This window comes from Thalassotalea sp. LPB0316 (genome assembly GCF_014898095.1).
In the GTDB taxonomy this organism is placed as follows: Bacteria; Pseudomonadota; Gammaproteobacteria; order Enterobacterales; family Alteromonadaceae; genus Thalassotalea_G.
This window is the reverse complement of sequence record NZ_CP062946.1, coordinates 2,796,285-2,821,955: the sequence shown is the minus strand read 5'-3', so window position 1 is coordinate 2,821,955 and position 25,671 is coordinate 2,796,285. Positions and strand designations below refer to the sequence as shown.

Genomic DNA, 25,671 nt, shown 5'->3' with positions numbered 1-25,671 from the left:
TGTATGTGACAAAGTTTATTGGTGTTAAAACTAGTCTCGTCAGTATCTGTTTTTTGTTGATGTCATTGGTTGTTGTTAGCCAAGTTCCGTTTGTGGCGCAATGGGTAAATGATATCTCAGTCAACCAGCTCGCTTTGTTGATGTTGATCAGCTTTTTATTTGCAAGCCAGTTTAACCACTCTCGATTTGCGTTGCTTATTGCTCTTTTTGCCCTTGTTTTAGTACTTGAGCTGAAACTTGTTAACTTGACTGAGCACTGGGTGATAACGCCTGAAATCGTCAATTTATCGGTTATTTTCTTTTTTGGCGGTTTGGCTTTTTTAAAAGATCGAAGTTTGTTTTCCATTCACCTTGTCTCCCGAATCGCCTTGTTTGTTGTCGCCTATTTATTTGCTCAAGCTTGGCTTCTCGGGGTAGATACCTTAATGGAAATCGCCAAAGACAATACTTATTTTCAGGTGGTAAAGCCTTATTTATCAATTGAGTTACCACTGATGAGCGTTATCTTGATCTATCTAGTGAAAAGCTTAAAAACGACGCATCTATTTTACCCCGCAGCCCTTGCTAGCGTGGTTTTATGGTATTTAACACAGGCTAATATCAATGTGATTAGTTGGCAATTATCATTAACGCTATTGGTTTGTTATTACCTAATTAGTGTTATCGCAAGCTCTTATTTTCTCGCTTATCGCGACGAGTTAACCGGCCTGCCATCTCGACGTGCGTTAAATCAACTAGCGCTGTCTTTAGGGCGTAAATACAGTGTCGCGATGATGGACGTTGATCACTTTAAAAAGTTTAATGACACCTACGGTCATGATATTGGCGATCAGGTCTTAAAACTGGTTGCGGCTAAACTTAAGCAAGTAAAAGCCGGTGGCAAGGTGTTTCGATACGGCGGTGAGGAATTCACCGTGGTATTTCCTCGTAAAAATGCAGAGCAAGTATTTGACGAGTTAGATAATTTACGACAGTCTATTGCCGATTATCAGATGGTTATTCGCCAGGGTGTGCGCAAAACTAAAAAAGATAGAGATCCGAAGAACAAACCTACCATGCAAGAAAAAATGGTTAGCGTGACAATTTCTATCGGCGTTGCTCAGCGAAGTTCAGGACAGAGCTTTGAGCAAGTATTAAAAAGCGCCGATGAGCTGCTATATAAAGCTAAAAAACGTGGTCGTAACAACGTGACGAAATAATTGATTTTGCCACTGATAGTGGTAAGTAGTAAAAATACAATCAAACGGTTGCAGAAACAAAAGACCCAAGCAATAGCTTGGGTCTTTTACTTTGAATATTAAGTTTATCGTCAGTCTTTTGTGACTAACCACAGTGCGTGTATTATCGCTGGTAGCCAAAACAAACAGCACAATAAAATATTAATTAATAGATCTTTACCTGCGCCATTTTTTAAAAATACTGCGAGAGGTGGCAGTAGTATCGCTATGATAATGTGGACAACTTTATTCATATATTGCTCCGAAAACATTATTCTACAGCAGTGTCGCTTCAGTTAAACCGCAACTAAGCTAGTGCTACGTTATAGAAAACTAACAACAAAAGTACAGGGCAAACATACTGCAAGTAGTAACCCCAATATTTTAACCAAGGACGCTGGTTAAGCACCGCATGATCTTTAAGTTTGTTACCGCGCTGCCAAATCCAGCCAACAACAATGAAATAAAACAAACAGCTCAATGGTTGTAAAATAGTGGTTAAGCCTCTAATAACTAGGCCAAATAAAACATCAAAAAATGCCACTAATGTCATACTTGCAACCAACACAATCGCAGAAACCAACCAGGTAGCCTTTGTGCGACTGAGGGACTTTTCTTCTACTAAATAAGAGACGGGCACTTCTGTTGAAGAAATAGTCGACGTTAGCGCGGCAATTGACAACAGTGCAAAAAACGCTGAAGAAACCACTAAGCCGATATCACCCATGGAGTTAAACAAAGTCGGAAGAATATTAAAAATAAGCTGACCTTCACCTATTAAATCACCGCCAGCAAATACTTCTTGACCTGCGTGTTTAGCGACATAAAGTGCGGGAATAATTAATAGTCCGGCAAGAAAGGCAATGAGCGTATCTAGAGCACCAATAGAAAGTACCAGTTTGCCTAGGTCTTTATCTTTCTCCATGTATGAGCCGTAAATCATCATGCCGCCGACACCGATACTTAGCGAGAAAAATGCTTGTCCCATAGCGGAAATCACTAATTTGGGCTCAGTAATACGAGAAAAATCGGGAATTAAATACTGCTTTAAGCCTTCACTAGCACCGTCTTGCTGAAGAATGTAGCCTATCAAACATATCAACATGACGAGTAGGATAGGCATTAATCGGCTTGACCATTTTTCGATGCCTTTATGAACGCCCTGATGGATAATTAGAGCACCTAGAATGATAAAAATGGGCGTAAAAACAATATTGCGCAAGGTTGAGTCGCTTGCTAACCAAGCTGATATCTCATTCATGCCGGCTAAAGCTGAAATACCACTGAGGGCGTGTGATAACATCCAACCCGCGACAATGGTATAAAAGCTGAGCATCATCATGGCGCCGACAAGGCCAATTTTACCGGCAAATCGACCGACTTTCGGCATTTTGTCCTGGCAGGCTTCACCAAGTGCTGATACTGGGTTTTTTTGTGCCTGATTACCTATGTATATTTCTGCATATAGCGCAGGTAAAGCTAGTAAAAAAGTGACGATAAGGTAGACGAATAGAAAGGCGCCACCGCCGTTATTGGCCGCGTTGGTAGGAAACCCCCAGATGTTACCTAAACCAATTGCGCTACCTGCTGCGGCTAGCACAAAGCCGATCCGCGAATGAAATGAATCTCGTAATGCCATAGAAAATCTTGTTATTGTTTTTTTATAGGAAAGCTTACCCAGTTGTCAGGCATTAGTGAAGTATTAATTGTTTTAGATTGTAATGAGAACAATAATTTAAGTGATGAACCCCCTATAACTACAAAACTCTATAGGGGAGTATACGTACAGCGAGCACGAATTCTTAGAAGTTAACGTTGACTTTACTCAGCGCAGCAACATCAATGATGTTTACATTACCTATGCTGTTTTGTAAGCGTTGAGCTGTTTGATAAGCTCCGTGTTGTTCGGCAAAGGTAATAATGTCTACATTATTACACATTACACCGAGTGCAACATCGCGTTCGTTCAAGTCGTAATCGTCCATTGCAACTTTTAGTTTAATCGGTTTATCACTCATTGCTGCTTCACAGGTTTTTACTAGAGCTCTTTCTAGTTGGGGCTGCATGTCTGCAGCGCTAATTGATGAAAACATTAAAGCGCCAATAGTTGCTGATAGTGTTGCTACTGATTTAATTAACTTAGCCATGGTATCTCTCCGTTTTTATGATAATGCCTAACTGGCAAAGTAATCATGGCACTTTCGAACCGATAAAGTGTTTCTAAAGCGTGGGTGAATGTAAATAAACCTAACGCATATTTCTGCAACTCATCGCTAAGTACTTGATTGTTATCTCGTCAAATTGCCTGTGAAATGTGTCAGTAGACATAGATATTTACATTCATCAGTAAAATTTTTGCTAACTAGCGCTTGGCTATTTATCTTGTCATCCCAATAAATCTATAATACCGACCATTAACCGCTATTTAAGCCGATAAAAAAAGAGAAAGGTTGTTCGCTATGTTGCGCTATCAAATTATTCCCGTTACACCATTTCAACAAAATTGTACCTTGTTTTGGTGTGATGAAACGCTAGAAGGGGCGATTGTCGATCCCGGTGGTGATGCACAGTTAATCAAAGCTGCTGTTGAACAAAATAAGGTAAAAGTCACTAAGGTTCTGCTCACCCATGCGCATATCGATCACGCTGGCGCAACTAAAGATATCGCCGACTATTTTAAGGTCAATATCGAAGGACCCCATAAAGAAGATCAGTTCTGGATTGATTTGATTCCGATGCAAAAAGAGCGCTTTGGCTTTGCCCATGCGGAACATTTTACCACTGATCGTTGGTTAGAGCAGGGCGATACCGTTCAATTTGGCAATGTTGAACTAGAAGTATACTTTTGCCCAGGCCATACCCCCGGCCACGTCGTGTTTTTTGATCCTAAAACCAAACTTGCACAGGTGGGCGATGTGTTATTTAAAGGCTCTATTGGCCGGACAGATTTTCCACGTGGCGATCACCCAACCTTGATCAAGTCGATTCGTGAAAATTTATTCCCACTTGGCGATGATGTGAAATTTATTCCGGGTCACGGGCCGATGAGTACGTTTGGTGAAGAGCGCCGCTCTAATCCGTTTGTTGGTGATGGAGTGCGATAAATGTCGTCGATGGTTTTTAAGTTTCAACGCCGTTTAAAACGCGTTGATAATTCAAAAATTTTTCAAGGCATAGTGATCGCCGTTATTATTCTTTCGGCATTACTCGTAGGTGCTAAAACTCACAACCTACCTGCGTCAGTTATTCAGGTGCTTGGTGTTTTAGATGTCGCCGTTACGCTGTTTTTCGTCTTTGAAATTGTCATCAGGTTTTTGGCAACGCCGAAAAAGTCACAGTTCTTCAAAAGTGGTTGGAACATTTTTGATACCATTATAGTGATCGGTAGCTTGATTCCTGCTGGTGGTTCAGGTGTGCTGATTGCAAGGCTACTGCGCGTATTTAGAGTGCTTCGATTAGTCTCCATGGTGCCTGAATTGAGACTATTGATAAATGCGTTGTTAAAAGCGCTGCCAAGAATGGGCTATATCGCACTGTTGATGTTCGTGATTTTTTATATCTACGCGGCAATTGGCTCAATCGTATTTCACGAGATAAACGAATTCTTGTGGGGCGATGTCTCAATAGCTATGCTGACCATGTTTCGAGTGGCAACATTTGAAGACTGGACTGACGTAATGTATGAAACTATGGCGGTTTACCCGATGAGCTGGATCTTCTACTTAACGTTTATCTTTTTAACCGCCTTTATCTTTTTAAATATGATGGTCGGTACGGTGTTGGAAGTGATGAGCGAGGAGCATAATAACTTTAGAGCAGAGTCTCACGGTGAATCCAAAGAAGGCGGTGAGCCAGCCAGTAGAGCACAAATTGAAAAGCTTGAACACGAGCTGGAAGAAATAAAAGTGCTATTGAGGCAACGCGCTCAAGAGTAAGGTATAAGACAAGCCGAAGACTAGTCTTCGGCTTGTTCTTGATAAGCAAATACTTGCTCGATAGGAACGCTAAACACGTCGGCAATCTTAAAGGCAACTTCTAATGATGGAGAGTACTTGCCTTTTTCAATAGCAACAATCGTTTGCCTTGAAACACCAACGGCTTGAGCTAATGCTTGTTGGGTCATTTCACATTGATTAAAGCGCAAAACTCGGATGTTATTAACCAGAATTTTTGCCATTGTTAGATGCCTTTTTGATAATGGTAAAGCTGAGTTGAAAAACGCAATATTTCAGCGACTAAAAAACCAACCAGTAAAATGTTTAAGACATTAAATTCACCACTTAAACTATCAAAGTAAAATCGCGCATTTTCCAGTGATGTTAGCCACAGGCTAACCAAGACAAAAACTACCCATGCACTTAATGTGTTATAGGCTACATTGCCACCTTTTAAACCGATTAAGACATCGCGTTCATCTTTTTCTTGTTCAACTTCATCTTTGTTACTCAATACAGCGACAACGGTGTGAACTATGATATTTAGCACTACCAATTGAAAAGCAGTAAACAATAGTAACTCGGTATAACGCTCATTAGTTAGCTGATTAGTATCAAATAAATAATAAAAACTGCTAGCGTAGTGGTAGCCAATAAACAGGGTAATTAAAAATTGAACCCAAACACTCTTGTGAACAAACGACATAACTTCTTCCTAAACTCATGTTAAAAATATTTGACATGGTGTAACTTTAGTTTGACTTTTTTATCGTGTCAAATATTTTTTACTTGGGGTCTTAAATATTTTACTTAGTGTTGTTTTTAGTAAGGATTGAACTTAACTATATTGTGTTTGCTATGCGATAATGCCGGTCAAGATAATCAAGGTTTTAGTTATGCGATTAGATAAATTTATTTGCAAAAGTACCGAATTAACACGCAATGATGCCAAGAAATTGCTCAAGGCTAAATTAGTCACGGTTAATGACCAAGTTACAACATCAGCAGCCTGTAAACTCGGTGAAGGGGATGTCGTTAAGATTGAAGAGGAAGTGATTAGTCTGATTGGTCATCGCTATATTATGTTAAACAAACCTGAAGAGATGATTTGCTCAACAACCGATGAAGTCTATCCGTCGATATTGCATTTAATTGATGTTGAACGGGTATTTGATTTACACATTGCTGGTCGCCTTGATGTCGATACCACCGGGCTTGTACTCATTACCGATGACGGAAAGTGGTCGCATAATATTACGTCGCCAAATAAAGGCTGCCAGAAAACATATCGTGTGATCACGCGTGTCGATATTACCGATGACATGGTAAGCGCACTTGAGCAAGGTGTAGAGCTGCACAACGAAAAAGCGATGACCAAGCCAGCAATGGTTGAGGTGATTGATAGTCGCCAAATGTTACTGACGATCAGCGAAGGGAAATATCATCAGGTGAAACGCATGCTTGCAGCAGTTGGCAATAAAGTCATTGAATTACATCGAGAAAAAATTGGTAGTATCAGTTTAGATACAACCTTAGATTTTGGTCAGTGGCGCTATTTAACTGAAGACGAAATAGCACTGTTCAAGTAAATAAGGGCTGATATGGACGAAAGCACTTGTAGAGCATATTTATTAGCTAAACCACAAACGCTTCTAGATTACCCATTTGGAGAGGGCGTAGAAGTCTATAAAGTCAATGGCAAGATGTTTGCCATACTCGCCTTGGGCAAGGGTAATGAAAAAGGTACTGAAGGCAAAATGGCTGGGCATTACTGTATTAGTCTAAAGTGTGATCCTGAAGAAGCCATGATGCTACGTGATATCTTTGATGCAGTGATTCCCGGTTATCATTTAAATAAGGCGCAGTGGAATACCGTTATTTTAGATGGCTCAATCCCTCGGGGCGAAATTGAACGAATGATTGACAACTCGTTTATGTTGGTCTTGAGTAAAATGACTAAGAAAGATCAAAAGTTTATCCTACCGCTTCTGTAGCTTTTACGATAAATAGTACTATATTTATTTTTAATAACAATGGGTTGATGACTTCCTATGGTTATGGATGATGGTTTTAGTCTGGGATACGTAATACTGACGGTTTAAGTCAGCATGAAAGGAAGGGGCAATGAAAAACGGAGAAAGGTTCACCTATAAAATAGAACAGCTTTTAGAAGTCTTTTTATTAGGCGCTCGCTTAGCCCTTGTGCTTGGTGTTTTTAGTTTAATTGTGGCTTCTACGGTATTCACCCTCTTGGGCGTCAACGGTGTTGCTTACCTTGTTTCTGAAGTCTTTAACTTTACCCTTTACAACATACAGGGTTACACAGACAAACAAACGTTAAACAGTTTCGTTGTCGGTGTCGTAAAAATTTTAGATGTATTTCTAATTTCTTGTATTTTATTGATTTTTTCATTTGGTATCTATGAATTATTCATTCGAAAAGTCGATACAAGTAAATTGGAAAACCCAAGTGGTTTCCATATTAGCAGTCTCGATGAGTTAAAATCTAAACTTGGCAAAGTAATCATTACCATTTTAGTCGTCAATGTTTTTGGTGAGGTCATGATATGGGAGTCGAGGGAGCCCCTTGATTGGCTGTACAAAGGCATTGTAGTGCTAATCGTATCGATTAGTGTCTGGCTCAGTAGTACTAAGGTGAACAAATAACTAACTAAGTGTTACATTAATCACGTGAATGATTATTAAAGAGTGACTTCACTAAAAATTTATTAGCGATTTACCTATAAATATCGTGATCGCCAACATCAATGAGTATCACGTCACCATTTTCTAAAAACTCTAATGTGAGCAATACGCGGTATTGCATATTAATTGAAATTGAGTGGCCCCCTTTATTTTTTATCTCATGAAGTCTAAGTGATGGGTGTTTTATATCTAAACTTAGGAGTTGAAGTGCTTTAGTGTACTGATTTATCAGTTCGGGGTGTTTTTTAAAAAACTTCTTTTCTCGTTTTTTATAGCTAAGAGGGCGGATTATTTTTAGCACAGGCAACTCTTATGGTTGATTGAGTTCTTTAGCAAGTTCATCAAAGTTATCGACAACTTCATATTTTCCAGCATTGTAGTCAGCTTTTGCTTCGGCTATTGCTTTGTCTAACTCATATTCTCGGTAAGCATTGTATTCGCTAATATCTAGAACCATATATTTTGGCTTTCCTCTGACATCTATTACAACTTTATGATCAGTATCATTTTGCATTGCTTTATCTAAGGCAGTTACCCCACCTTTTTTTAACTCATTAGCTGTGAGTGAAATCATGATAATAGCTCTCTTTTAGTTATAGAGTGTTAATTATAGTACTCTAATTAATACTGTAAAGAAGCTTGAGCTAAAAATATATGTGAAATGAATAGCGTTAATGTTTATATGCTTTATGCGCAGTGGAATACCGTTATTCTCAATGGCTCAATCCCTCAGGGCGAAATTGAACGAATGATTGACAACTCGTTTATGTTGGTCGTGAGTAAAATGACGAAGCAAGATCAAAAGTTGATATATAGTGTAGATAGCAGATAAGCTCAGATGTTATGTCATCACCTTTTAATCGTGATTTATCAATATCGTTAAAATTGCCTGTATCGTTTTGCAGTAGCCTTTTTAAATTTGCCTAGCAAAATTGCTGGGGATCAGTTCGACTCCTTTCTTTACCATGCTATCTAACATAGTATCTATGTTGAAGTTTGGTTAATATTAAGTGAATAAATCTACTCTTATTTCCTCTCGTTTTATCGTTTTCTATCGTTTTACGCCAATTGCATATCAATAGACGCCTGAGCGATGAGTTTTGCTTAAATATCATTGAAACAGTCTTTACATTGGTTATGGAAATAAAACTATAACAAACGGGTTACAACATGATAAAAACTAAAAAGCTAGCTTTACATTCTGCTATCGGGTTGGCGTTGACGGTAGCTGCGCCGTTTAGCTTTGGGGAAGAGCAAAAAACAGAGTCAGTGAAAAAGAATCAGATTGAGATAATTGAGGTTACGGCTCAAAAACGTGTACAAAGCTTACAAACAGTACCAATCTCAATACAAGCGATTCACGGCAGTGAATTAGCCCAAAACAATGTGACTCGCTTTCAAGACCTATCTGACAACATGCCGAATGTGACCATAGCCAAGTCAAGTACAAACGCGCGGGTTTATATTCGAGGCATAGGTACTGACAGCAACGCTGGTTTTGAGCAGTCTGTCGCGATTTTTAATGACGGCGTTTATATGGGGCGAGGCCAACAATCTAAATTTCCATTTATTGATGTTGAGCGCGTAGAAGTATTAAAGGGGCCACAAGGTATTTTATTTGGCAAGAATGCTACAGCAGGTGCCTTAAGTATAGTTACTAAAGATCCAACTGATGAGCCAGAAGGTGAAGTAAGACTGGCGTTTGGTGAATACGGCGATCAAACTGCACACGCGATTTTTTCGGGGCCACTATCTGAAAATTTAGCTGGACGTGTAGCGGTATTTGGCCGAAACCTAGATGGCTACATGTACAATACTGAGTTAGATCGCAACGAAGAGCAACGTGAAGAAATGGGTGGTCGAGGCACGCTTTTATGGACGCCAAGTGATGAAACTCTAGTTAATTTGAAGTGGGAAACGGGCACGTTTAAAACAGTCGGCTCAAACTATCAAGTGACTTATGATCCAGCTGCGGCAAGCAAACTTGAACCGTTAATGGGTGAAGGTGAGTTTGATCAGCGTAGCGCTATCGCTAACGAAGGCTTGCTAGGCGGCGGTCCAGTAGCAAATAAAACAAAACTCGATAATATCGCTTTGCGCATTGAACACGGTTTTGGTAATTACCAGCTCGTTTCAATTACAGGCTTTAGTGAGTATACATGGGACAACGCGATTGATGCTGATTTTAGTAAATTATCAATAGCGTACCAAGATAGAGATGAAGACTTTTCACAGTTTAGTCAGGAAATACGTTTACTCTCGCCACTTCATGACAAGTACGACTATATCATTGGTGCTTATTATCAAACCAATGATCTAGGTATAGATGTATATACTTCAGCAGATGCAACGTTATTAGGTGCTCCTATCACCGCTGGTGGTTTTGAGCAATTTAGGCAAACAAGTGATACGCTCGCGTTATTTGGTCAATTAAATTATCATCTGACCGATCGTTTAACAGCAACATTTGGCTTGCGTTGGGCTGACGAAGACAAACAGGCTACTGCTGACATGGTTACTGGTTTATATGATTTAACACCAGACCCTGTGGGTAGCTTCGTTATGGCCCGACTAGGTGGCGCTGATCATAACCTAGATGAATCTCGTAACGAAAATCATGTTTCACCCATGTTTGGTATACAATGGCAACAAAATGATGACACCATGTATTACGCAAGCTTTTCAAAAGGCTTCAAAGGTGGTGGATTTGATGCTTCTGGCTTGAACGGTAGTATGGGAACAGTGCCTGACGACAGTTTCGAGTTTGAAGAAGAAGAAGTAAATGCCATTGAAATTGGTGGTAAAACTAAACTACAAGATGGTGAAGCTGTGTTTAATTGGGCGCTATACCGCTCAGAATATGAAGACCTACAAGTGTCAACATATAATGGCGCAGGCTTTGTTATTGGTAATGCTGCTAAAGCCGTTGTTCAAGGCATAGAAGCTGAATATATGTGGATGATGAATGATGAACTTACTTTATCAATTAACTCCGCATATTTGGATTTTGAATACAAAGAATTTACTAATGCACCTTGCACGGTATCGCAAGAGGCCATTTGGGCATCTGATGGTGACTGTCAACAAGATTTAACTGGTGAGCGCGGCGCATTAACCCCTAAACTGACTGCTAGTGCAAACTTAAACTACATTACCGAAGTGAGCTCATCATTGGAGTTTCGTGCAGACCTTAGCTTAAACTATTCTGGCGAATACAATACTGAATCAGACTTAGATCCAAATCTCATCCAGGACAGCTTTACTAAAGTCAATCTTTACGTCGCTCTTGCTGACTCTAGTGATTATCTTTGGGAAGTTGCCCTTATAGGTAAAAACCTGACTAACGAATACATTTCTAGTGCGGGTAATGATAACCCTCTCATTGATTATGCTTATCGTCGCTACCTTGAAATGCCTAGGCAGTGGACAGTTCAGGGAACCTATCGCTTTTAATTAAGTGAATTAGTAAAGTTGATCTAAAGGGCAGTTACTGCCCTTTTTAATTTTTTTGCTTATATTGCTGTGATATATTCGATTTATTCAAGGTAAATCAGTTATAGCAATGGAAGAAAAGGCGACAATAGGCAGTGGTTGGGCTCTTGTTCAGAAAAATACTATTTTGCATTATGGCTTAGACCCTGAAAAGCTTTATCGAGAACAAGGATTAGAGCTAAAAAATACTTCCGATCCCGACTACCGTTTTCCTGCAGAACCATTTAATAAGATCTGGTATCGCATCGAATCAGAAACCAATGCACCAGATGTCGGTTTAACTGCCGCTAATTTTGTCCTACCAACAACTTTTCACGCATTAGGTATGGCATTGTGGAGCAGTTGTAACTTAGCAGATGCGCTTTCGCGTTTAGTACGTTATTCACGAATCTTTCACAATGGTGGTAGTGCGAGTATCGAGCAACGAGCCGATGGTTATGGTTTTATTTTAACAAGAAAAACAAATGCTCAAGGTGTTAGCCTAGTAACAGATATCGGGTTAGATTGCTTGTTTTACGCGTTATTAAAATTGTTTCGCCAATTATCAGGTAATAACTTTACGCCTAAGCTCATAACTTTTAAGCGACCTGAACCTAGTAACCTCAAGCAATATCAAGATGTCTTTGCTTGCCCGTTAAAGTTCTCGGCAGAAAATGATGCTATATTTATGGATCAACAGACCTATTACGCTGATTTTCCAGCGGGTAATGCACAAATTGCCGGTATGAATGACAATATAGCAGATCAGTATCTCGCTCGATTTGATCGCGAAGACATAGTGTCACAAATTAAACAGATTGTTATTAAGGACTTAACGACAGGAGAGGTAACTCAAGAAAGTGTTGCTCGCGAATTAGCAATGAGTGTGCGCAGTCTGCAAAGGGTGTTAAAGCAAAAAGAAACTGGCTTTAAAGAAGTTCTCGACAACACTAAAAAAGAGTTAGCCAATTATTATATTGTGCAAAAAAACTTAAGTTTGGGGGAAATAGGATATCTACTTGGCTTTAGTGCCGTTAATAATTTCTCTCGAACCTTTAAACGTTGGTATGGGATGTCGCCCGCTAAATATAGAGAGCAGTTAAGAAACAAGGCGTCGTAGAATTTCTCAGGTAACAAGGAGTAACCTTATGTTCATGGAAGTGTTGGGTATTATATGTAGTAGCTCATATCTGATCTTACAGTTTCGATAAATAGGTTTGGACTTCATCTGACAGACAGTTATGAGCGAACAACGGACGACGATGAAGATAAGACATTATTCTTCAACTTCTACAAAGCGGACGGATGTTTAACAAAATAATAAATTTGGCAAAAATAACTGTTTATAAAGTCAGTGTCAGGTCGCTTCCCCCTATATTCAGGAAAATGAGCAATTTGCGCACTTTTGTCTTTCCTAAAAAATTAACAATGTATATTTTTAATAACGCTAGCAACAGCTTATGAACTTTGTTAAAACTAACTCATTCAGAAAAGTGCGCGATTGCAAATCAGAAAAATGCGCAAATCGCGCACTATTAAATTGTTAGGTTTACATGGAAATAGTAGAACTTTTAAAGTTTATTTTGATCTTTTACGCAATAATTGGATTGCCTTTAGCACTGTTGGCGAGACATTCAGGTTACTTGCTAAGTAAAGTCTCAGGGATCTGTTCCACTTATTCAAACAACGAATGGACAAACTACCTTTTAACAAAAGCTTATTTAAATTCTTCTAATCACGCTGAGCGTTATTTGGGGTTACTTCATCACACATCAGGCAAAGGGCTAAAGTTAATATTAATTTCAATACCTTATGCTACTGTGTTGTTAAGTGCGTATATTGTTTATTGGCTTGCTACTCAGTAAAGTAAACCTAACAAGCCAATTAAGTACGGGACTGCTAAAGCTTGGCTCAGTTCCGCTCCGCTACACAGTTTAGCCAAGCATTTATCAGCCCCTTATTGGGGCGTTATATTTCAAGGAGAGAAAGTGCCGTCGTTGAAGCCACTCAAATCATTGGCTCATAATATTCCTCACCATTTTGCGAGTACTTTGTTTTACTGGAAAACTGACTACGCTATAAACCATTTGGAAAAGGTGGCTAAAGCAAACGGCATAGATATAGTCGAAATTGATTTGCTGGCTTTTGAGTACACTCCTGAAATTTTAAATACAGGGATAACAGGTGAATTGTTAGTTCCACTAAAGGATTTTGTTTGCCAGCAAATCGTAAAATATGGTTTTGAATCTATTCAGCTAAGTCAGTTCAAAATTAAATACGACTTTTCAGTTTCAAGAAAAATAGCTTTTGAACTGCCAACCTATGATTGTACTTGCACAATTCAAACGGAGTCAGGTCGCAAATATGATGTCAAATTGACTGAGGCAAACAATTGAAATATAACAAGCTGTTTAAAATGGACGTCTTACTGCTTGGCTGGCGCTCATTCTTCGCTAATTATAGCCAAGCGTAATCCGCCCATTAACAGGGCGTTACCGAGCGGCTGTTTTCGCAAAGTAAAATGTATTGAAGTTTAATAAGCGAACGGCGGCAGTTGGCACATTTGCGACTGTCAGATTTGATTGAGTTCTGTTAATCGAGTCTGACAGTTCGAGTTAAGACTTATTCATATTATACTAATTATTTACGCCGTTTATCTTTCTCCGGAGTTATTAAAGTTAACGTTTGATCGAAGTGAAGCGTTGACATCAAATTACTCGCCTCTTTTGATGTTGTTAGGCTTTTTTTGTTTAGCTTTTAACTTTATCTTTTAACCCGTTCGAGTAAGGCAGAATAAATCTGCCTTACTATTATCAACCAGCTCTGTGTCTAATCTTTGTTTGTTTCAATTGCTATTACTATTACGATCAGGCATCACAATTGCCCTGATTTCTTTTAGGGCATCTACGCCAAACCCTTGATCGTAAAAATAAAGAATTTTTCCTGCTCTATCGATTAACACCACACGCGCATTGTTAGGGTTTTCGTTGCCAGTAAACTGCTGCACCGTGTCGCCGTCTTTATAAATTGTGATCACGCCTTTCCATAATGGCTTTGGAATTCCTTTACGCATCCCGTTGTCGATCACCGTGCTGAACATACGTGGGAACATACCTTGAATCGTCGGTAGCTCGTACACAGGTACTTGGGTTTCGGTAAAATCGAGGGCAATCAACCAACGATCGATATCAAACTGAGAGTCTTGTTTGTAGCCAATGAGTAGCAGGGTAAAGTCGTTATCAAAATCTGCCGGAATAACATAAGGCTGCTCTTCTAGCGATTGTCCGTTTACCGTTGGAAAGGTTTGTCCGGTGATATCTTTGTTCGGATATGTCGTACTGCAACCAGCGATAATCAGGGTAAAAAATGTTGTGATTAAAAAGCGCATGCTTTGTCCTTTTTGTTAGCTAATACACTAGTTTACGCCAAAATAAGCGGTTTGGTTCAGATTCGAATTGTTTATTGATCGCAGCGCCATGTGTCAGCGTAATGTAAGCATAACTACACTAGCCATTTCGGAGTAAGTATGGCGACAAAAATACAAGAGAAAAGGCACTTTCTAGAAGCGTTCAATATCGTGACTGCCAAGGGGCAGAAGTCAGCGACAGGTTATGAACTTGATGGCATTAAAGCGTGGCACGACTTTGACGGCTACACCTGTTGGCTCAGCTACAAAGACGTGACTATTACGATACTCTTTCACGGTAAATACAAGTTAGATTTTGAAAAAGAAGAGAGCTTTGACTTACTCAATAAAAAAATTAACCGCATGTTGACAGCTTATCGGTAGGCAGAGTAAGCAAATGAAATACTTAATTATTTTACTGGTGTTTTTGGCTGTGATGTCGGGTTTAGTTGCTAGTTACAGCTTGAACAGTGCAGAGCAAACACTCACGCAACAAGCAAACGGTGAAAACTGGATGATAGAAAAAACAATGAAGCTAGACCTAAAGCTCAGTGAGCAGGGTTTTTGGCGTATAACCAACGATGGCGTTATGGGAGGCAAAAGCTCTGGGGATATAGTGTTTAAGGCTGATCACGGTGTATTTAGCGGTTTTGTTTCTACAGAAAATAATGGCGGTTTTACCTCTGTTTACCGACCAATAGGGCGGTTAAGTCAGCACACAGATACGGTATTTGTCGATTTTATGGGTGATGGCCAACCTTATCAGTTGCGCTTAGCACTCAATATTAACGGTTATCGAATTAACTACAAACAAGCCTTTGATACGCAAGTGGGTGTTAGGCAACACCTTGCTTTTCCGCTCGAAAAATTTATCGCTACATATCATGGCCGCGTGATTAGTAATGCACCTAAAGTCAGCGCAAGCCGTATTCGAGAAGTCGGCTTTTTGATCAACAAAAAAGTATCGGGTGAGTTCGCCTTACAGATATTTTCTGTGACCTTTAGCTCAAGCAAGTTATTGCAGGCGAGCGGAACCATGGCAGCAGATGAGGGCATATCTTTATGAATCAGGTACATCCCAAAAAACTACTACATAGTAAATGGACTAAGCAGCAAGTGGTGAATAAGGAAAAGCACTTTATGATCACTGAAGTGACGTTCGACGATATGCAAAATGTCGAAACGTGTATTATTGAAGCGATAAAAACTAAAAACAGTTACGCCATCAATTGGCGTAACTTAAAAGACGCCACCATGTGGCGAATTGGTTGGCAATAAGCACTGGCCAAAGATTTATCTTGGCTCGTTGCCAGCCAAAGGTATTTCAATTGGTGTTATGTCGGGTTTAGCGTAACTTAATCGAGCGAGTCGTTCGCTTTTGTGATAACTGTCTAAGCCGCTAAGTGCAAGCGTGTTAAGTCCTTCTATATCGATATAGCCATCTTGTTGAATAGCACTTTCAGAGACAAAAATATCGGTGATTTCTCCAATCACCATCATGGTATTGTTAAGCTCTATCGGTAAAATATCTCTTAAACTTACGCTGTATCTAATTGGACTTTCCTCAACGAAAGGAGGCCAAATGTCACGCTCGTATAGGGGCGTTAAACCTGTTGCTTTAAACTCACATACTTGTTTTGGGTAGCGAGCTGATGTTTGATGAGCTGCCTTGTGTATTTTGTCAGTGACATGATTAATCGTATAGCTTCCGGTTTGCCTGATATTTTCTAGGGTATGCCGCTCCACGCTATCTGGCCGCATGATAAATCCGACAAGGGCTGGTGATGCGCCTAAGTGAACCACTGAGCTAAAAATTGCTAAGTTGGTTTGACCGTCGTTATCTTTGGTCGCTATTAGGTTTGCGCTTTTAAAGCCAGATAGACTATTGATTAGCTGTGCGCGATATCGCTTTGCTAATGCCTGTAGTTCTGTTTGAGAAAAATGCTTCATATAAAGTTCTCTTAATTAAGTCATTTAGCTTACGCATAGTCTGCTTTAAGCGATCAAAGTAAACCTTTGTTTAATAAATGACTCAAGTCATTTTTAACCATTATTGATTAAAAAGTCATCGTTTTGTTGGAACCATGCGTAACCATAAATAATACCAGCTTCTTTAAGTTGTCACTCAATGGCTAACGAGTTAAAGAGCTTGGTATAACACCGATTTGTTATATCAACACGAGGGTAAGAAAATGGCGGTAGGAGCAACAATTTTAGGTATGGCAGATGCCACCCATTACTTAGTCGGCTCAACGGATGAGCAAGGTAATTTTACGCACTTACCTCAACTTGATCAGGTTGCTGTGTGTAACTCATTAAACGAAGCTAAGTCGTTGTTAAAATTATATGATTACCACGTTGCCTCGTTTCAGCTGCAAACCGCTTATGACGAAATGTGCGGCATGCCTGCTGGGGCTGGTTATATCGAACAGCAAATATCGCTCTAGTAACTAATTGACTGGTTTTGCCAGTCAATGTAACTCAATTCACCGTCGGCTTGATAATCAGGCAAATATGACAACAGTTGCTGAGCAACAAAGTTGGCGCTGAACAGCTTTTCTGGTGCGACATTGCGTTGAAAAGGCTTTGACAGTGGCGTATCTGTGGTACCCGGATGAAAGGCAATCAGCTTGAGGTTTTTATTGCGGCGTTGAAATTCAACACTCGCCGATTTTAATAGCATGTTTAGCGCAGCTTTTGACGCGCGATAACTATACCAGCCACCGAGCTGATTATCCGAAATACTGCCGATTCGAGCACTAAAAACCACAAGTTGGCAGGTTGGCTTATGTGTTAACTTGCCAGATAAATGTTTTAACCAGAGCATTGGCGTTAGCGCATTGGATAGCATACTTTGGCAAAACTGATGCTCGTTAAGGCTAGCCAATTGCTTTTCCGGGCTAAAGGTCTCAGTGTGAAGCAGGCCATGGCAAATAAACACCTGATCAACGTTAGCTAAAACATCATCAGCAATTTGCGCCACTGCGCTGACAATCTCTTGCTCATTATACGATGTCACTGCTAATTTTTGTGTCAAGGTAAAGGCTGATGCTTGGTAATAACTAAGATCGCGACTGATAACAATTAAGTTGTCGCCTTGTTCACTCTTTATTTCATTAGCAATTGCTTTTGCAATCTCACTATTTGCGCCGATGATCAGTTGTCGATTGTTTGTCATAGCAAACTCCTTGGTGGCAATTAGCTTGCTCAAGCTTAAAGAGTTTATTAGCAAGCTTAGAGATAGGGCGACGAAAGTGTGCGAATAGCAAGTAACCTATTTGCGCTATTTGCCTGAGTACTGGCACTTTCAACGGCCAAACATAATGTGGTTTACCTGCTATTTGCCAAGCATAGTAATTTACGTCTATCCCTTGAATTAGATCACCCTGATAGATTGCATGGATCCGCGCTAGTGCTGTGTTTTTATCTAGCAAATTGGCATATTGATTGAATTCATCAGCGTGGATATCGACAAGCGCTATTAGCTTGTCGTTATCGTATTGGCACAGCTTAGTCATTTCATAACAGCAAAGAGGACAGTGGCCATCATAAAAGATCAGTAATTTAGTCATAATTAACACCAACTACAAAAGCAACGCTATGTATACCAAATGCAGAGTAACGACAAAAAAGGTGAGTTGTGTTCGAAGCGACAGGTAGCTTTCTCGCCTTGTTATTTGTTCGCTCGCAACGAGGTGTCTCTCATATCGCCATAACGCGATATAAATGATGATTAGGGCTATAGCTGCCAGTAATGTCGGGAAGAAAAAGCAGCTAAAGGCAGCCACTGTGATGACGTTGCTAGTAATGTCAATTCGCTGGCAATTTTGGTTAGGCAACCACAACACCCCACTTAGAAAGCTGGCGATAACGATTGAGTAAATAATAAAACTTTCCGCGCCGTCTATTAATGAAAAGTCGGGCTGTTGGGTAATAACAGCTAAACTTATTAGAAAGGGCAGTAAACCTAAGTAGCCGAGAATACGTTTAATCAACATAATAAATCACTAAGATGTTTTATTGTCGTTACGTAAGCTTGCTGACAAGCGATCACTGCACTCATATTTTGTACTCGTAAAGCAATGAAAGGTAAAAGGTTGTTGTAATTATGGTTATTCACCCCCATTATTTGACTAGTTCAATTGACTTAAGGTGTTTTTTCGAGCGTTATCGATGAGTTTATTAATTTTATATATTGTTTTAGCTATCGGCGTTTCATTTCTCTGCTCTGTATTAGAAGCGGTTTTACTTAGCGTTAATACAGCATACATCACCACACTAGTTAACGACGATCGTCCCTCAGGGCATCTTTATAAAAAATGGAAAGATAATGTTAGTCAACCACTATCAGCTATCCTGACATTAAATACCATTGCTCACACCATAGGCGCTGCTGGCGCAGGTGCACAAGCTGCAGCGGTATTTGGCAATGCTTATTTAGGTGTTTTTTCGGCGATTTTAACGCTACTTATATTAGTCTTTTCTGAGATTATTCCGAAAACTATCGGTGCACATTATTGGCGTCAACTAGCACCTGCATCGGCGTATATTCTTAAGTATATGGTTTGGGCGCTATACCCATTGATCAAAATGGCTGAATACCTGACATCCTTTTTCAACAATGGCGAAAATTTATCAGGTTTTAGCCGTGAAGAGTTTTCGGCGATGGTGCAAGTCAGTAGTGAAGAAGGCCAATTAGAAGAGCAAGAGTCTCAACTGTTACAAAACTTGTTACTGGTAAGAACCCTCAAAGTAAAAGATGCGATGACACCTCGTACCGTGATGTTTACCCTATCTGAAACCCTTTTAGTTGAAGAGTATTTTCACAAGTATGACAAGGTGTTCTTTTCGCGTATCCCGGTATATCGGGGCGATAGCGACAATATAATTGGCTATGTTTTTCGCTCAGATCTATTAATGGCCCAAGCACGAGAAAATGGTAAACAACCGTTGGCAAATTACGTGCGGTCAATTCGTGCAGTACCAGATAAACTGCCGCTAAACCAAGTGATGGACAAGTTAGTCGAAGAGCGTTCACATATTATGTTAGTGGTAAGCGAATACGGTACGGTACAAGGTATTATCACTTTAGAAGATGTGATTGAAACCCTACTAGGTTTTGAAATAGTCGATGAGAAAGATCGCGACGTTGATATGCAAAAACTCGCAAGAAAACTATGGCGAAAGCGCGCCGAGCACAAGGGCGTTCAACTTGAGAACGATGACTAGTCAATCAAGGAGCTAAGATGAAAATTGTTTTAGTGCTACTAAGCGTCATATATTCATCTATCGCGTTCAGTAAAACTCAAGGTACCATTGTTTTTGTTCACGGCGCATGGGGCGGCGGTTGGGATTACCAAGCGCTCGGCGATAGGCTCACGAAAAAAGGCTATCAAGTTTACCGCCCAACGCTAACAGGATTAGGTGAACGTGTGCATTTAAGCCATCCAGGTATTAATCTCGATACCCATATTTTAGATATTATCAATCTGATCAAGGTTGAAGGGCTAAAAGATATAATCTTAGTTGGCCACAGTTATGGCGGTATGGTAATAACCGGCGTGGCCGACAAACTACCAGAGCGGATATCACACCTGCTATATGTCGACGCCATACTGCCCGAAGATGGCGAATCTATGTTTAGTCTGATCTCGGTTGAAGAAGTCGCTTTATATCGCCAACTAGCGGCTAATAACAAAGGTCAAGAATGGACAATACCACCGTTTTGGCCTGATTGGGGGAAAGATGTTCCACACCCCATAGCGACCTTTGAACAGACAATAAGCTTAACTAATAAAGCCAAATCTATCCCATCAAGTTACCTTTTAACGATAGAGCCAAACCAGTCAGATGATGATTTTCTCATGTTTGCTCAGCGAGCAAAACAACGCAACTGGCAATATTACGAGCTTAAAACAGGGCACAATGTACATCGAACGATGCCTGATGAATATGTTGCTATTATTGAGCAACTTAAGTAGCACTTAAGCTAAGTCTGACAATGTGTTCGTTGGCTGTTTCGTTGCCTAGAAAGTAAAGCGTTTACCGCTTGTTTGGTAAGCGCTTTAATTTATCGGTTACTTTACTTTACCAAGCAATAACATGAGCAGCGTTTTTTGGTCAGGAAAGCCTGTCGCCGCAAGGTCATTTTTATCTTGAAATTGTTTTAATGCTTGCTCACTATGGCTACCAAAGCTAGATGGCGTTCCCGGCTTTAGGTAGTCAAGGGCCTGCAATTTAAGGTGAATTTCATCGATTGTTTGTTGGTATAAGTAGACACTTTGCTCGCCAACATCAACTTTTATTAGCGCCGTTTGGGCAAGTTGCTTAGTCGGAGCAATAAATCGCAACACTTTAATGGTGGCTACTAGAAAGCTATCGTCAGGTGCATTTTTGCAGGCTTTATAAACTAAACTCGCCATAGTTTCACTGGTTTGCCACGGCGTGAGATCAAAGGTGTTCTCAGTTGATTGGTTTTGGCTACTGATATATCCGTCGAGCCAACCGATAAAAACATATAAATCACGGGTGTTTTGCTCCCATGCGTTGGTGTAAATACTGCATTGTTGAGCACCAGCACCATCGACCGCAAATTGTCCATTATTATCAGCCGACCAAGTCGCACTACTAAAAGCTATAAGACTAAGGCTGATGGGTAAGAAAATTTTTTTTAGCATAAATATCGTCCATTGAATGTTACTACTCTAGTCTATCTGGCAAAACTTAATCTGTGCAAGTGCTTTGAGTTATTCAGTTGTTTTAGTGTTCGATTTTTTTACACATAATACTCAAGGTAATAATAAAACCCTTATAAAACGGAGGTTTTGGTATATGGAACAGCTTTTGCTTTGAATTCGCAGGTTTTACTTAAGGAATAGAGTTAACATGAATACAAAAAAAACACTCCCCCTAATTGCTGCAGGATTGTTCGCAGCGCTCCCTACATACGCTGAAGTAATAACGTCAGAAAGTGATGGCATTACATTGTCGAATATTCTTACACTCAATGGCACTACTGGTATTAATGTGACCAATGTTGATTTGAGTTCGACAGGTATCGCTACCGGTGTTTACGACGGTGATACAGGTGTCACGGGTTTACCAAGCCCTGGTATCGTATTAAGTACGGGTAATGTCTTAGATTTGAATTATCCTGTAGAAGGTCCTGGCGAAGGACCAGGCGATGGTCCAGGTGAATGTGAAGGCGAAGAATGTTTTGGTGAATTTGGTGCAGTATCAATTCTCTCTGCTGGTCCAACAGGGCAGAATATCGTTATTTCGCCGGGTTCAGCCGCCACTGAAGCTCAGGAGAACCTCTTAGATCCTATTACTTCGGGCAACAGTCCTGGGTTTCAACACAATGATGTTGCACAATTAACCATTACCTTTGACGTTGACGCGAACACAGATACTTTATCGTTTCTAGGCGCGTTTGGCTCAAATGAATTTCCTGATTTTGTTGGTTCAGGTTTCATTGACGGTTTTGGTCTGTATTTAAATGGTCAAAACTTTGCAGCGGTCCAAGAAACGGGGGCGGCGCCAGGTGATACACCATTAGCGGTAAATATTAATCATCCTGATATGGGGCCTCTTGAAGGGGCACCACTAAATGGCTTCCTGCAACCCAATGGCAATCCATTATTGCGTTTTGATATACCCGTTGTACCAGGCTCAACCAACAACGTCTTTGATATTATTATCGCTGATACAGGGGATAGCGCAGTAGATTCAGCTGTCTTTTTAGCGGCGTTTGGCGGCGAAGGCCAAAGTGAATTTATCCCTATTTTACCCAATAATGGTGAACCTGATGAAAACGGTGCATTTAACTTCGATTTACCACCAGTACCTGAACAAACCATTTGGATTGACCCAATTGTTTCAGTAGGTTACGCATATGCAATCTCAGACGGCTACTTCACCGAAGTTACTATGCCTTCGTTAGCATCGGTCAATGATATTGATGGCTATGAACTTTGGGTAGATGGTGCGTTTATTGCGACATTAATGGCTGGTGATAGTTATTTCTGGAGCTTAGGGGATATGGTCAGTGAATTTGAGATTCGCGGTATTAATCCGAGCCTCGAGTTAGATCCTACCGACGACATGGCTTTTGTTACGGGTATTAACTATGGTGGCGTACAAGGTCAAACAACTAATGTTTCGATGACAGCTATTACTTTCGATACTGACTCTGTGTCTGTACCAGAGCCTTCAACAGTTGTTCTGTTCGGTACGATGTTGATGCTATTGGGCTTTCGTCGAAAGGCTAAATAACGTGTTCTATGATTGATGAGATAAAGGCTAGCTTTGACGCTAGCCTTTTTTTTCCGTTAATTAATAACTGAGCAAGTTACCGTAATAGTTAACTTTGCCAAGTGCTGCTTGGCTACCTTTAAGAGAAAAGTCATAACCACAAAGCTTAAAACTGCCGCGTTTTGCTAATTGATTGACTAATTCATGACTATCTAGCGGTGAAAATACAGCGTAGTAAGTTGAATTATTTTTTACCTGTACTTGAGCTGTTCTAATCCCTTGATTGTTGTTGAAAACTAACTGTTGGCAGCTTTCATCCCCTTTACCTGTTGCAATGTTCCAAAGCTCGGTGCGCAAGGTATCGTCCGCTTGCCAAGATATGACAATGCCTTGATATGGGTTAGAAGCGATACTAAAACCGTCGCTTAACTCAACGATATTAGCTTGCTCGATTATGTCACTATTCAAGTTTGGAGCTTCTACTTCCTCAACAACTACTGTTTGTTCTGGCTCAGTGTTTGCTGTCACTATGACGACTAATACGCCTAACATCAAAACACCAAGCGAAATGGCTAATTTTTGCTTATGGGTAAGGAGAAATTCACGAATTTGCTCACCAATATCGTCTTGTGCAGCATGTGTAACTGGCACTTTAAAATGTGCGTCTTGCTGCTGTGAAGGCTCGGTAAATTGATTGTTATCAATCGTTGTGTTGTCGATCGTTGTGTTGTCGATCGTTCCTGAGAGGTTGCCAGCCAATGTAGGCTCTACTCGACGAATACTTGCTTGCTGATAATGAGCTGCGTTAGCGGTTAAATCAACAGGGCCGCTGTAGCCTAGATGGTACGATAGCTCTGCGTTTTGTCCGCTAAAGGTTAACAGATATAACTGACTCAAAAATGGCAGGATGAGAGCGAACATGAAGCCAGAGCTTTGTGTAAAAATAATCAGTAAACAGGTGACAAAAAACAATAAGCTAGGTGCTAACAGAAGTTTATTGCTTTGATTGGCATCATTGGCGCGACGAAGAGCAGCTAAACCGCTAATAACACTTAACAAAAGTGCGCAGACTACCATAACCAATGGGTTTTCAGCTAATACAGTATTGAAGACAACAAATAGCATGGTGATGCTAACTTGTATGATAAAAAAACGGGTTCTATTGTCTTTGCCTTTTAGACAGAACAGCGATTGAATTAACGGCAAGGTGCTCTCCAAAATTACGTAAAACTAAGGTTAATGTACTCTAAATGCAGGGGTGGTAATGTCTTGAACTTTCAAGCCTTTTAACGTCATCACGCCTTGGTAGGCGGCTTCACCGTCACCACTAAAATGAAAATCAAAAATACTTTGCCAGAACAATCCATCGCGCTTGTTAAAGCTCAGTCGGCTAGAGCGACGAGCGACATCGATAAACTGTAATTGATTTTGCTGGCAATAAAGCAATACGTGCTTTTTACCTGCTTCCGCGATTTTTCTCAGGTAAATAAAATACCAAAAAATTAAAAATGCGAAGAGTAAATAATAGATATTTTCCATGACTATGTTCGTTTAATCATCAACTAATGGCTACCGGCTTGATTAAATAACTGACCAATCGCCTTGGCCAATTGTTCACTGCGATTTTCAGAGCGAATTGCAGCAAGCACAATGTGCCTTAATAGTGGTATTGATACCATATCTTTAAATATTGCACTGAACAAGTTTGTATCATTTAGTTTCGCCAGTTGCTCTAAATACAGCATCATCATATCGCCCTGTGCTAGTGCTTGCCAACATCTTCCCGAGATAATGATCAATAAATCCGCAGGTAATAGCACCTGACTTTGCGCTCGATTTTCTGCACTAAGCAATGAAGCAATGAGGGCAACAACATGCGGGTGCTGGCAGTTTGAGGCAAGTGCTCGCAATGCTTGTTGTTTTTCATCAGGGGTTTGAGCGCTGTGATACCGCTTAATCAAGCGTTCAATCATTTTTGCCGATAAAGCCTCGTTTTCAAGCGCACTTGCGAGCACGCTAAACACTTGAAGTGGGATATGTGCGAGTGCGTTAATTAACGCTTGTTCGTTTTCGTTATTCGATAATCTCGCCGCAAAGTCAGCAATACCTTGCACCCCAAGTGACTGCCAATCATCCCAACCTAAATTACCTGAAAAGTAGTGCTGTGCATGCTCGTAGTAGCTGCTAGCTTTTTGCTTTAATTCAACGGTTAACTTGGCATTTAACGAGGCGAGTTTGTATTGCGCTGGCGTAAAGTGATAAGGGTTACTTTTTAATAGCTCTTCTTGCTGCTCGGTTGGGTCAACGGTTAAGTCATTACCTAGCGCTTCAACAATAATGGCAATAAAGTGGTTGCGAGCACCCTGATTTAATAAGCCTCGTTCATCAAGCGGTAATTTTATAAACCACAAATAAGGCGTCTTCGAAGATTTTTGCCAAAAGGCGATTGCGATATGAGCGTGACCTTGTATTGGAAATGGGTACGGTAACTGGCAGGTTTCTATTTTTTCAAAGTCTGTTTTTGAAATCTTATCAATTCGGCGACCGATATCAAAAACGCGAAATTGGCTGCCTGAGAAGTTAAGAAGATCAGAAATAGTATCTATAGTGCTCATGAAATTTAGTGCTATCAAAATTTGTCGGCATTATAGATAATATCGCCTCAATTTTAAATGACATTAAC

General features: G+C 40.2%; 33 protein-coding genes. 17 read left to right on the top strand and 16 right to left on the bottom strand.

All coding sequences use genetic code 11. The annotated features are described in order from the left end of the window. The first annotated feature begins 5 nt into the window (after positions 1 to 5). Positions 6 to 1,199, top strand: a complete 1,194-nt coding sequence (locus LP316_RS12705) for a GGDEF domain-containing protein (protein ID WP_193021525.1) — start codon at positions 6 to 8, stop codon at positions 1,197 to 1,199. 110 nt (positions 1,200 to 1,309) lie between these two features. Here the strand turns inward: LP316_RS12705 and LP316_RS12700 are convergent, their stop codons facing one another. From LP316_RS12700 to LP316_RS12690, 3 genes are all read right to left on the bottom strand, one after another. Then, positions 1,310 to 1,471 (bottom strand): YqaE/Pmp3 family membrane protein, encoded by a 162-nt coding sequence (locus LP316_RS12700; protein ID WP_193021524.1) that lies wholly within the window; start codon positions 1,469 to 1,471, stop codon positions 1,310 to 1,312. A gap of 53 nt (positions 1,472 to 1,524) precedes the next feature. Further along, positions 1,525 to 2,856, bottom strand: coding sequence for a sodium-dependent transporter (locus tag LP316_RS12695; RefSeq protein WP_193021523.1), 1,332 nt, complete (start codon positions 2,854 to 2,856; stop codon positions 1,525 to 1,527). Between the two features lie 163 nt (positions 2,857 to 3,019). After that, positions 3,020 to 3,364 (bottom strand): DUF3718 domain-containing protein, encoded by a 345-nt coding sequence (locus tag LP316_RS12690; protein ID WP_193021522.1) that lies wholly within the window; start codon positions 3,362 to 3,364, stop codon positions 3,020 to 3,022. A 315-nt stretch (positions 3,365 to 3,679) separates the two neighbouring features. On the opposite strand from LP316_RS12690, the gene LP316_RS12685 reads away from it, so the two are divergent. Both LP316_RS12685 and LP316_RS12680 read left to right on the top strand, forming a co-directional pair. Then, the gene (locus tag LP316_RS12685; RefSeq protein ID WP_193023900.1) at positions 3,680 to 4,321 is read left to right on the top strand and encodes an MBL fold metallo-hydrolase; all 642 of its coding nucleotides are present in this window, start codon (positions 3,680 to 3,682) and stop codon (positions 4,319 to 4,321) included. Beyond that, complete coding sequence (locus tag LP316_RS12680; protein ID WP_226960742.1) at positions 4,322 to 5,152, top strand: ion transporter; 831 nt, start codon at positions 4,322 to 4,324, stop codon at positions 5,150 to 5,152. Positions 5,153 to 5,172: 20 nt separating this feature from the next. On the opposite strand, the gene LP316_RS12675 is transcribed toward LP316_RS12680, so the two are convergent. Both LP316_RS12675 and LP316_RS12670 read right to left on the bottom strand, forming a co-directional pair. Then, positions 5,173 to 5,394 (bottom strand): helix-turn-helix transcriptional regulator, encoded by a 222-nt coding sequence (locus tag LP316_RS12675; RefSeq protein ID WP_193021521.1) that lies wholly within the window; start codon positions 5,392 to 5,394, stop codon positions 5,173 to 5,175. Positions 5,395 to 5,396: 2 nt separating this feature from the next. Next, the gene (locus tag LP316_RS12670; protein ID WP_193021520.1) at positions 5,397 to 5,858 is read right to left on the bottom strand and encodes a hypothetical protein; all 462 of its coding nucleotides are present in this window, start codon (positions 5,856 to 5,858) and stop codon (positions 5,397 to 5,399) included. Between the two features lie 190 nt (positions 5,859 to 6,048). On the opposite strand from LP316_RS12670, the gene rsuA reads away from it, so the two are divergent. The 3 genes from rsuA to LP316_RS12655 all read left to right on the top strand — a co-directional run bounded on the left by rsuA (position 6,049) and on the right by LP316_RS12655 (position 7,819). Continuing rightward, complete coding sequence (gene rsuA / locus LP316_RS12665; protein WP_193021519.1) at positions 6,049 to 6,741, top strand: 16S rRNA pseudouridine(516) synthase RsuA; 693 nt, start codon at positions 6,049 to 6,051, stop codon at positions 6,739 to 6,741. A gap of 12 nt (positions 6,742 to 6,753) precedes the next feature. Next, on the top strand, positions 6,754 to 7,146 hold the full coding sequence (locus tag LP316_RS12660; RefSeq protein WP_193021518.1) for an MmcQ/YjbR family DNA-binding protein: 393 nt from the start codon (positions 6,754 to 6,756) through the stop codon (positions 7,144 to 7,146). Between the two features lie 130 nt (positions 7,147 to 7,276). Next, positions 7,277 to 7,819 carry a YqhA family protein gene (locus LP316_RS12655; RefSeq protein WP_193021517.1) on the top strand — a complete coding sequence of 181 codons (543 nt, stop codon included), beginning with the start codon at positions 7,277 to 7,279 and terminating at the stop codon, positions 7,817 to 7,819. Positions 7,820 to 7,889: 70 nt separating this feature from the next. On the opposite strand, the gene LP316_RS12650 is transcribed toward LP316_RS12655, so the two are convergent. Both LP316_RS12650 and LP316_RS12645 read right to left on the bottom strand, forming a co-directional pair. Then, positions 7,890 to 8,159, bottom strand: coding sequence for a plasmid stabilization protein (locus tag LP316_RS12650; RefSeq protein ID WP_193021516.1), 270 nt, complete (start codon positions 8,157 to 8,159; stop codon positions 7,890 to 7,892). 9 nt (positions 8,160 to 8,168) lie between these two features. Next, positions 8,169 to 8,432, bottom strand: coding sequence for a hypothetical protein (locus LP316_RS12645; protein ID WP_226960741.1), 264 nt, complete (start codon positions 8,430 to 8,432; stop codon positions 8,169 to 8,171). Between the two features lie 596 nt (positions 8,433 to 9,028). On the opposite strand from LP316_RS12645, the gene LP316_RS12640 reads away from it, so the two are divergent. The 4 genes from LP316_RS12640 to LP316_RS12625 all read left to right on the top strand — a co-directional run bounded on the left by LP316_RS12640 (position 9,029) and on the right by LP316_RS12625 (position 13,725). Next, a complete protein-coding gene (locus LP316_RS12640; RefSeq protein WP_193021515.1) occupies positions 9,029 to 11,311 on the top strand; it encodes a TonB-dependent receptor in 2,283 nt (760 codons plus the stop codon). 109 nt (positions 11,312 to 11,420) lie between these two features. Continuing rightward, positions 11,421 to 12,449, top strand: coding sequence for an AraC family transcriptional regulator (locus tag LP316_RS12635; RefSeq protein ID WP_193021514.1), 1,029 nt, complete (start codon positions 11,421 to 11,423; stop codon positions 12,447 to 12,449). Positions 12,450 to 12,882: 433 nt separating this feature from the next. Continuing rightward, a complete protein-coding gene (locus LP316_RS12630; protein WP_193021513.1) occupies positions 12,883 to 13,194 on the top strand; it encodes a hypothetical protein in 312 nt (103 codons plus the stop codon). Between the two features lie 132 nt (positions 13,195 to 13,326). Further along, positions 13,327 to 13,725: a hypothetical protein gene (locus LP316_RS12625; RefSeq protein WP_193021512.1), complete on the top strand. Its 399-nt coding sequence runs from the start codon at positions 13,327 to 13,329 to the stop codon at positions 13,723 to 13,725. Positions 13,726 to 14,174: 449 nt separating this feature from the next. Here LP316_RS12625 and LP316_RS12620 read toward each other — a convergent pair whose 3' ends face one another. Next, the gene (locus tag LP316_RS12620; protein ID WP_193021511.1) at positions 14,175 to 14,717 is read right to left on the bottom strand and encodes a hypothetical protein; all 543 of its coding nucleotides are present in this window, start codon (positions 14,715 to 14,717) and stop codon (positions 14,175 to 14,177) included. 138 nt (positions 14,718 to 14,855) lie between these two features. Here LP316_RS12620 and LP316_RS12615 point away from each other — a divergent pair, with 138 nt between their 5' ends. From LP316_RS12615 to LP316_RS12605, 3 genes are read left to right on the top strand one after another with little or no spacing between them, the layout of a single operon-like run. Continuing rightward, the gene (locus LP316_RS12615; RefSeq protein WP_193021510.1) at positions 14,856 to 15,119 is read left to right on the top strand and encodes a DUF3081 family protein; all 264 of its coding nucleotides are present in this window, start codon (positions 14,856 to 14,858) and stop codon (positions 15,117 to 15,119) included. Between the two features lie 13 nt (positions 15,120 to 15,132). Further along, on the top strand, positions 15,133 to 15,801 hold the full coding sequence (locus LP316_RS12610) for a CIA30 family protein (protein ID WP_193021509.1): 669 nt from the start codon (positions 15,133 to 15,135) through the stop codon (positions 15,799 to 15,801). Next, the gene (locus LP316_RS12605; RefSeq protein ID WP_193021508.1) at positions 15,798 to 16,013 is read left to right on the top strand and encodes a TIGR02450 family Trp-rich protein; all 216 of its coding nucleotides are present in this window, start codon (positions 15,798 to 15,800) and stop codon (positions 16,011 to 16,013) included. Before LP316_RS12610 ends, LP316_RS12605 begins: the two co-directional genes overlap by 4 nt. Before the next feature lie 15 nt (positions 16,014 to 16,028). Here the strand turns inward: LP316_RS12605 and LP316_RS12600 are convergent, their stop codons facing one another. Beyond that, positions 16,029 to 16,685 carry a flavin reductase family protein gene (locus LP316_RS12600; protein WP_193021507.1) on the bottom strand — a complete coding sequence of 219 codons (657 nt, stop codon included), beginning with the start codon at positions 16,683 to 16,685 and terminating at the stop codon, positions 16,029 to 16,031. Positions 16,686 to 16,927: 242 nt separating this feature from the next. Between LP316_RS12600 and LP316_RS12595 the strand changes: the two genes are divergently transcribed. Then, positions 16,928 to 17,182: a DUF6482 family protein gene (locus LP316_RS12595; protein ID WP_193021506.1), complete on the top strand. Its 255-nt coding sequence runs from the start codon at positions 16,928 to 16,930 to the stop codon at positions 17,180 to 17,182. Here the strand turns inward: LP316_RS12595 and LP316_RS12590 are convergent. From LP316_RS12590 to LP316_RS12580, 3 genes are read right to left on the bottom strand one after another with little or no spacing between them, the layout of a single operon-like run. Continuing rightward, the gene (locus tag LP316_RS12590) at positions 17,179 to 17,913 is read right to left on the bottom strand and encodes an SDR family NAD(P)-dependent oxidoreductase (protein ID WP_193021505.1); all 735 of its coding nucleotides are present in this window, start codon (positions 17,911 to 17,913) and stop codon (positions 17,179 to 17,181) included. The two genes, LP316_RS12595 and LP316_RS12590, sit on opposite strands and share 4 nt — an antisense overlap. Next, on the bottom strand, positions 17,876 to 18,307 hold the full coding sequence (locus LP316_RS12585; RefSeq protein ID WP_193021504.1) for a thiol-disulfide oxidoreductase DCC family protein: 432 nt from the start codon (positions 18,305 to 18,307) through the stop codon (positions 17,876 to 17,878). Before LP316_RS12585 ends, LP316_RS12590 begins: the two co-directional genes overlap by 38 nt. Positions 18,308 to 18,319: 12 nt before the next feature. After that, a complete protein-coding gene (locus LP316_RS12580) occupies positions 18,320 to 18,733 on the bottom strand; it encodes a DUF3429 domain-containing protein (protein WP_193021503.1) in 414 nt (137 codons plus the stop codon). 175 nt (positions 18,734 to 18,908) lie between these two features. Between LP316_RS12580 and LP316_RS12575 the strand changes: the two genes are divergently transcribed. After that, a complete protein-coding gene (locus tag LP316_RS12575) occupies positions 18,909 to 19,964 on the top strand; it encodes a CNNM domain-containing protein (RefSeq protein WP_193021502.1) in 1,056 nt (351 codons plus the stop codon). 17 nt (positions 19,965 to 19,981) lie between these two features. Continuing rightward, positions 19,982 to 20,716, top strand: coding sequence for an alpha/beta fold hydrolase (locus LP316_RS12570; protein ID WP_193021501.1), 735 nt, complete (start codon positions 19,982 to 19,984; stop codon positions 20,714 to 20,716). A gap of 96 nt (positions 20,717 to 20,812) precedes the next feature. On the opposite strand, the gene LP316_RS12565 is transcribed toward LP316_RS12570, so the two are convergent. Beyond that, positions 20,813 to 21,412 (bottom strand): peptidoglycan-binding domain-containing protein, encoded by a 600-nt coding sequence (locus LP316_RS12565; protein WP_193021500.1) that lies wholly within the window; start codon positions 21,410 to 21,412, stop codon positions 20,813 to 20,815. A gap of 208 nt (positions 21,413 to 21,620) precedes the next feature. Here LP316_RS12565 and LP316_RS12560 point away from each other — a divergent pair, with 208 nt between their 5' ends. Next, positions 21,621 to 23,009 (top strand): choice-of-anchor L family PEP-CTERM protein, encoded by a 1,389-nt coding sequence (locus LP316_RS12560; RefSeq protein ID WP_193021499.1) that lies wholly within the window; start codon positions 21,621 to 21,623, stop codon positions 23,007 to 23,009. Positions 23,010 to 23,069: 60 nt separating this feature from the next. Here LP316_RS12560 and LP316_RS12555 read toward each other — a convergent pair whose 3' ends face one another. The 3 genes from LP316_RS12555 to LP316_RS12545 are packed head-to-tail and all read right to left on the bottom strand — an operon-like array spanning position 23,070 to position 25,603. Then, entirely contained in the window at positions 23,070 to 24,194 is a 1,125-nt protein-coding gene (locus LP316_RS12555) for a hypothetical protein (protein WP_193021498.1), read from the bottom strand. Positions 24,195 to 24,224: 30 nt separating this feature from the next. Beyond that, entirely contained in the window at positions 24,225 to 24,527 is a 303-nt protein-coding gene (locus tag LP316_RS12550) for a DUF3301 domain-containing protein (RefSeq protein ID WP_193021497.1), read from the bottom strand. A 23-nt stretch (positions 24,528 to 24,550) separates the two neighbouring features. After that, on the bottom strand, positions 24,551 to 25,603 hold the full coding sequence (locus tag LP316_RS12545) for a DUF3549 family protein (RefSeq protein WP_193021496.1): 1,053 nt from the start codon (positions 25,601 to 25,603) through the stop codon (positions 24,551 to 24,553). Between the last annotated feature and the right edge of the window lie 68 nt (positions 25,604 to 25,671).

Coding starts and splice junctions, on each gene's coding strand:
- LP316_RS12610 (WP_193021509.1), top strand. CDS start 15,133: ATGAAATACTTAATTATTTTACTGGTGTTTTTGGCTGTGATGTCGGGT.
- LP316_RS12595 (WP_193021506.1), top strand. CDS start 16,928: ATGGCGGTAGGAGCAACAATTTTAGGTATGGCAGATGCCACCCATTAC.
- LP316_RS12700 (WP_193021524.1), bottom strand. CDS start 1,471: ATGAATAAAGTTGTCCACATTATCATAGCGATACTACTGCCACCTCTC.
- LP316_RS12615 (WP_193021510.1), top strand. CDS start 14,856: ATGGCGACAAAAATACAAGAGAAAAGGCACTTTCTAGAAGCGTTCAAT.
- LP316_RS12570 (WP_193021501.1), top strand. CDS start 19,982: ATGAAAATTGTTTTAGTGCTACTAAGCGTCATATATTCATCTATCGCG.
- LP316_RS12690 (WP_193021522.1), bottom strand. CDS start 3,364: ATGGCTAAGTTAATTAAATCAGTAGCAACACTATCAGCAACTATTGGC.
- LP316_RS12590 (WP_193021505.1), bottom strand. CDS start 17,913: ATGACAAACAATCGACAACTGATCATCGGCGCAAATAGTGAGATTGCA.
- LP316_RS12600 (WP_193021507.1), bottom strand. CDS start 16,685: ATGAAGCATTTTTCTCAAACAGAACTACAGGCATTAGCAAAGCGATAT.
- LP316_RS12575 (WP_193021502.1), top strand. CDS start 18,909: ATGAGTTTATTAATTTTATATATTGTTTTAGCTATCGGCGTTTCATTT.
- LP316_RS12565 (WP_193021500.1), bottom strand. CDS start 21,412: ATGCTAAAAAAAATTTTCTTACCCATCAGCCTTAGTCTTATAGCTTTT.
- LP316_RS12655 (WP_193021517.1), top strand. CDS start 7,277: ATGAAAAACGGAGAAAGGTTCACCTATAAAATAGAACAGCTTTTAGAA.
- LP316_RS12635 (WP_193021514.1), top strand. CDS start 11,421: ATGGAAGAAAAGGCGACAATAGGCAGTGGTTGGGCTCTTGTTCAGAAA.
- LP316_RS12550 (WP_193021497.1), bottom strand. CDS start 24,527: ATGGAAAATATCTATTATTTACTCTTCGCATTTTTAATTTTTTGGTAT.
- rsuA (WP_193021519.1), top strand. CDS start 6,049: ATGCGATTAGATAAATTTATTTGCAAAAGTACCGAATTAACACGCAAT.
- LP316_RS12560 (WP_193021499.1), top strand. CDS start 21,621: ATGAATACAAAAAAAACACTCCCCCTAATTGCTGCAGGATTGTTCGCA.
- LP316_RS12660 (WP_193021518.1), top strand. CDS start 6,754: ATGGACGAAAGCACTTGTAGAGCATATTTATTAGCTAAACCACAAACG.
- LP316_RS12645 (WP_226960741.1), bottom strand. CDS start 8,432: ATGATTTCACTCACAGCTAATGAGTTAAAAAAAGGTGGGGTAACTGCC.
- LP316_RS12605 (WP_193021508.1), top strand. CDS start 15,798: ATGAATCAGGTACATCCCAAAAAACTACTACATAGTAAATGGACTAAG.
- LP316_RS12585 (WP_193021504.1), bottom strand. CDS start 18,307: ATGACTAAATTACTGATCTTTTATGATGGCCACTGTCCTCTTTGCTGT.
- LP316_RS12680 (WP_226960742.1), top strand. CDS start 4,322: ATGTCGTCGATGGTTTTTAAGTTTCAACGCCGTTTAAAACGCGTTGAT.
- LP316_RS12670 (WP_193021520.1), bottom strand. CDS start 5,858: ATGTCGTTTGTTCACAAGAGTGTTTGGGTTCAATTTTTAATTACCCTG.
- LP316_RS12695 (WP_193021523.1), bottom strand. CDS start 2,856: ATGGCATTACGAGATTCATTTCATTCGCGGATCGGCTTTGTGCTAGCC.
- LP316_RS12620 (WP_193021511.1), bottom strand. CDS start 14,717: ATGCGCTTTTTAATCACAACATTTTTTACCCTGATTATCGCTGGTTGC.
- LP316_RS12640 (WP_193021515.1), top strand. CDS start 9,029: ATGATAAAAACTAAAAAGCTAGCTTTACATTCTGCTATCGGGTTGGCG.
- LP316_RS12630 (WP_193021513.1), top strand. CDS start 12,883: ATGGAAATAGTAGAACTTTTAAAGTTTATTTTGATCTTTTACGCAATA.
- LP316_RS12580 (WP_193021503.1), bottom strand. CDS start 18,733: ATGTTGATTAAACGTATTCTCGGCTACTTAGGTTTACTGCCCTTTCTA.
- LP316_RS12545 (WP_193021496.1), bottom strand. CDS start 25,603: ATGAGCACTATAGATACTATTTCTGATCTTCTTAACTTCTCAGGCAGC.
- LP316_RS12675 (WP_193021521.1), bottom strand. CDS start 5,394: ATGGCAAAAATTCTGGTTAATAACATCCGAGTTTTGCGCTTTAATCAA.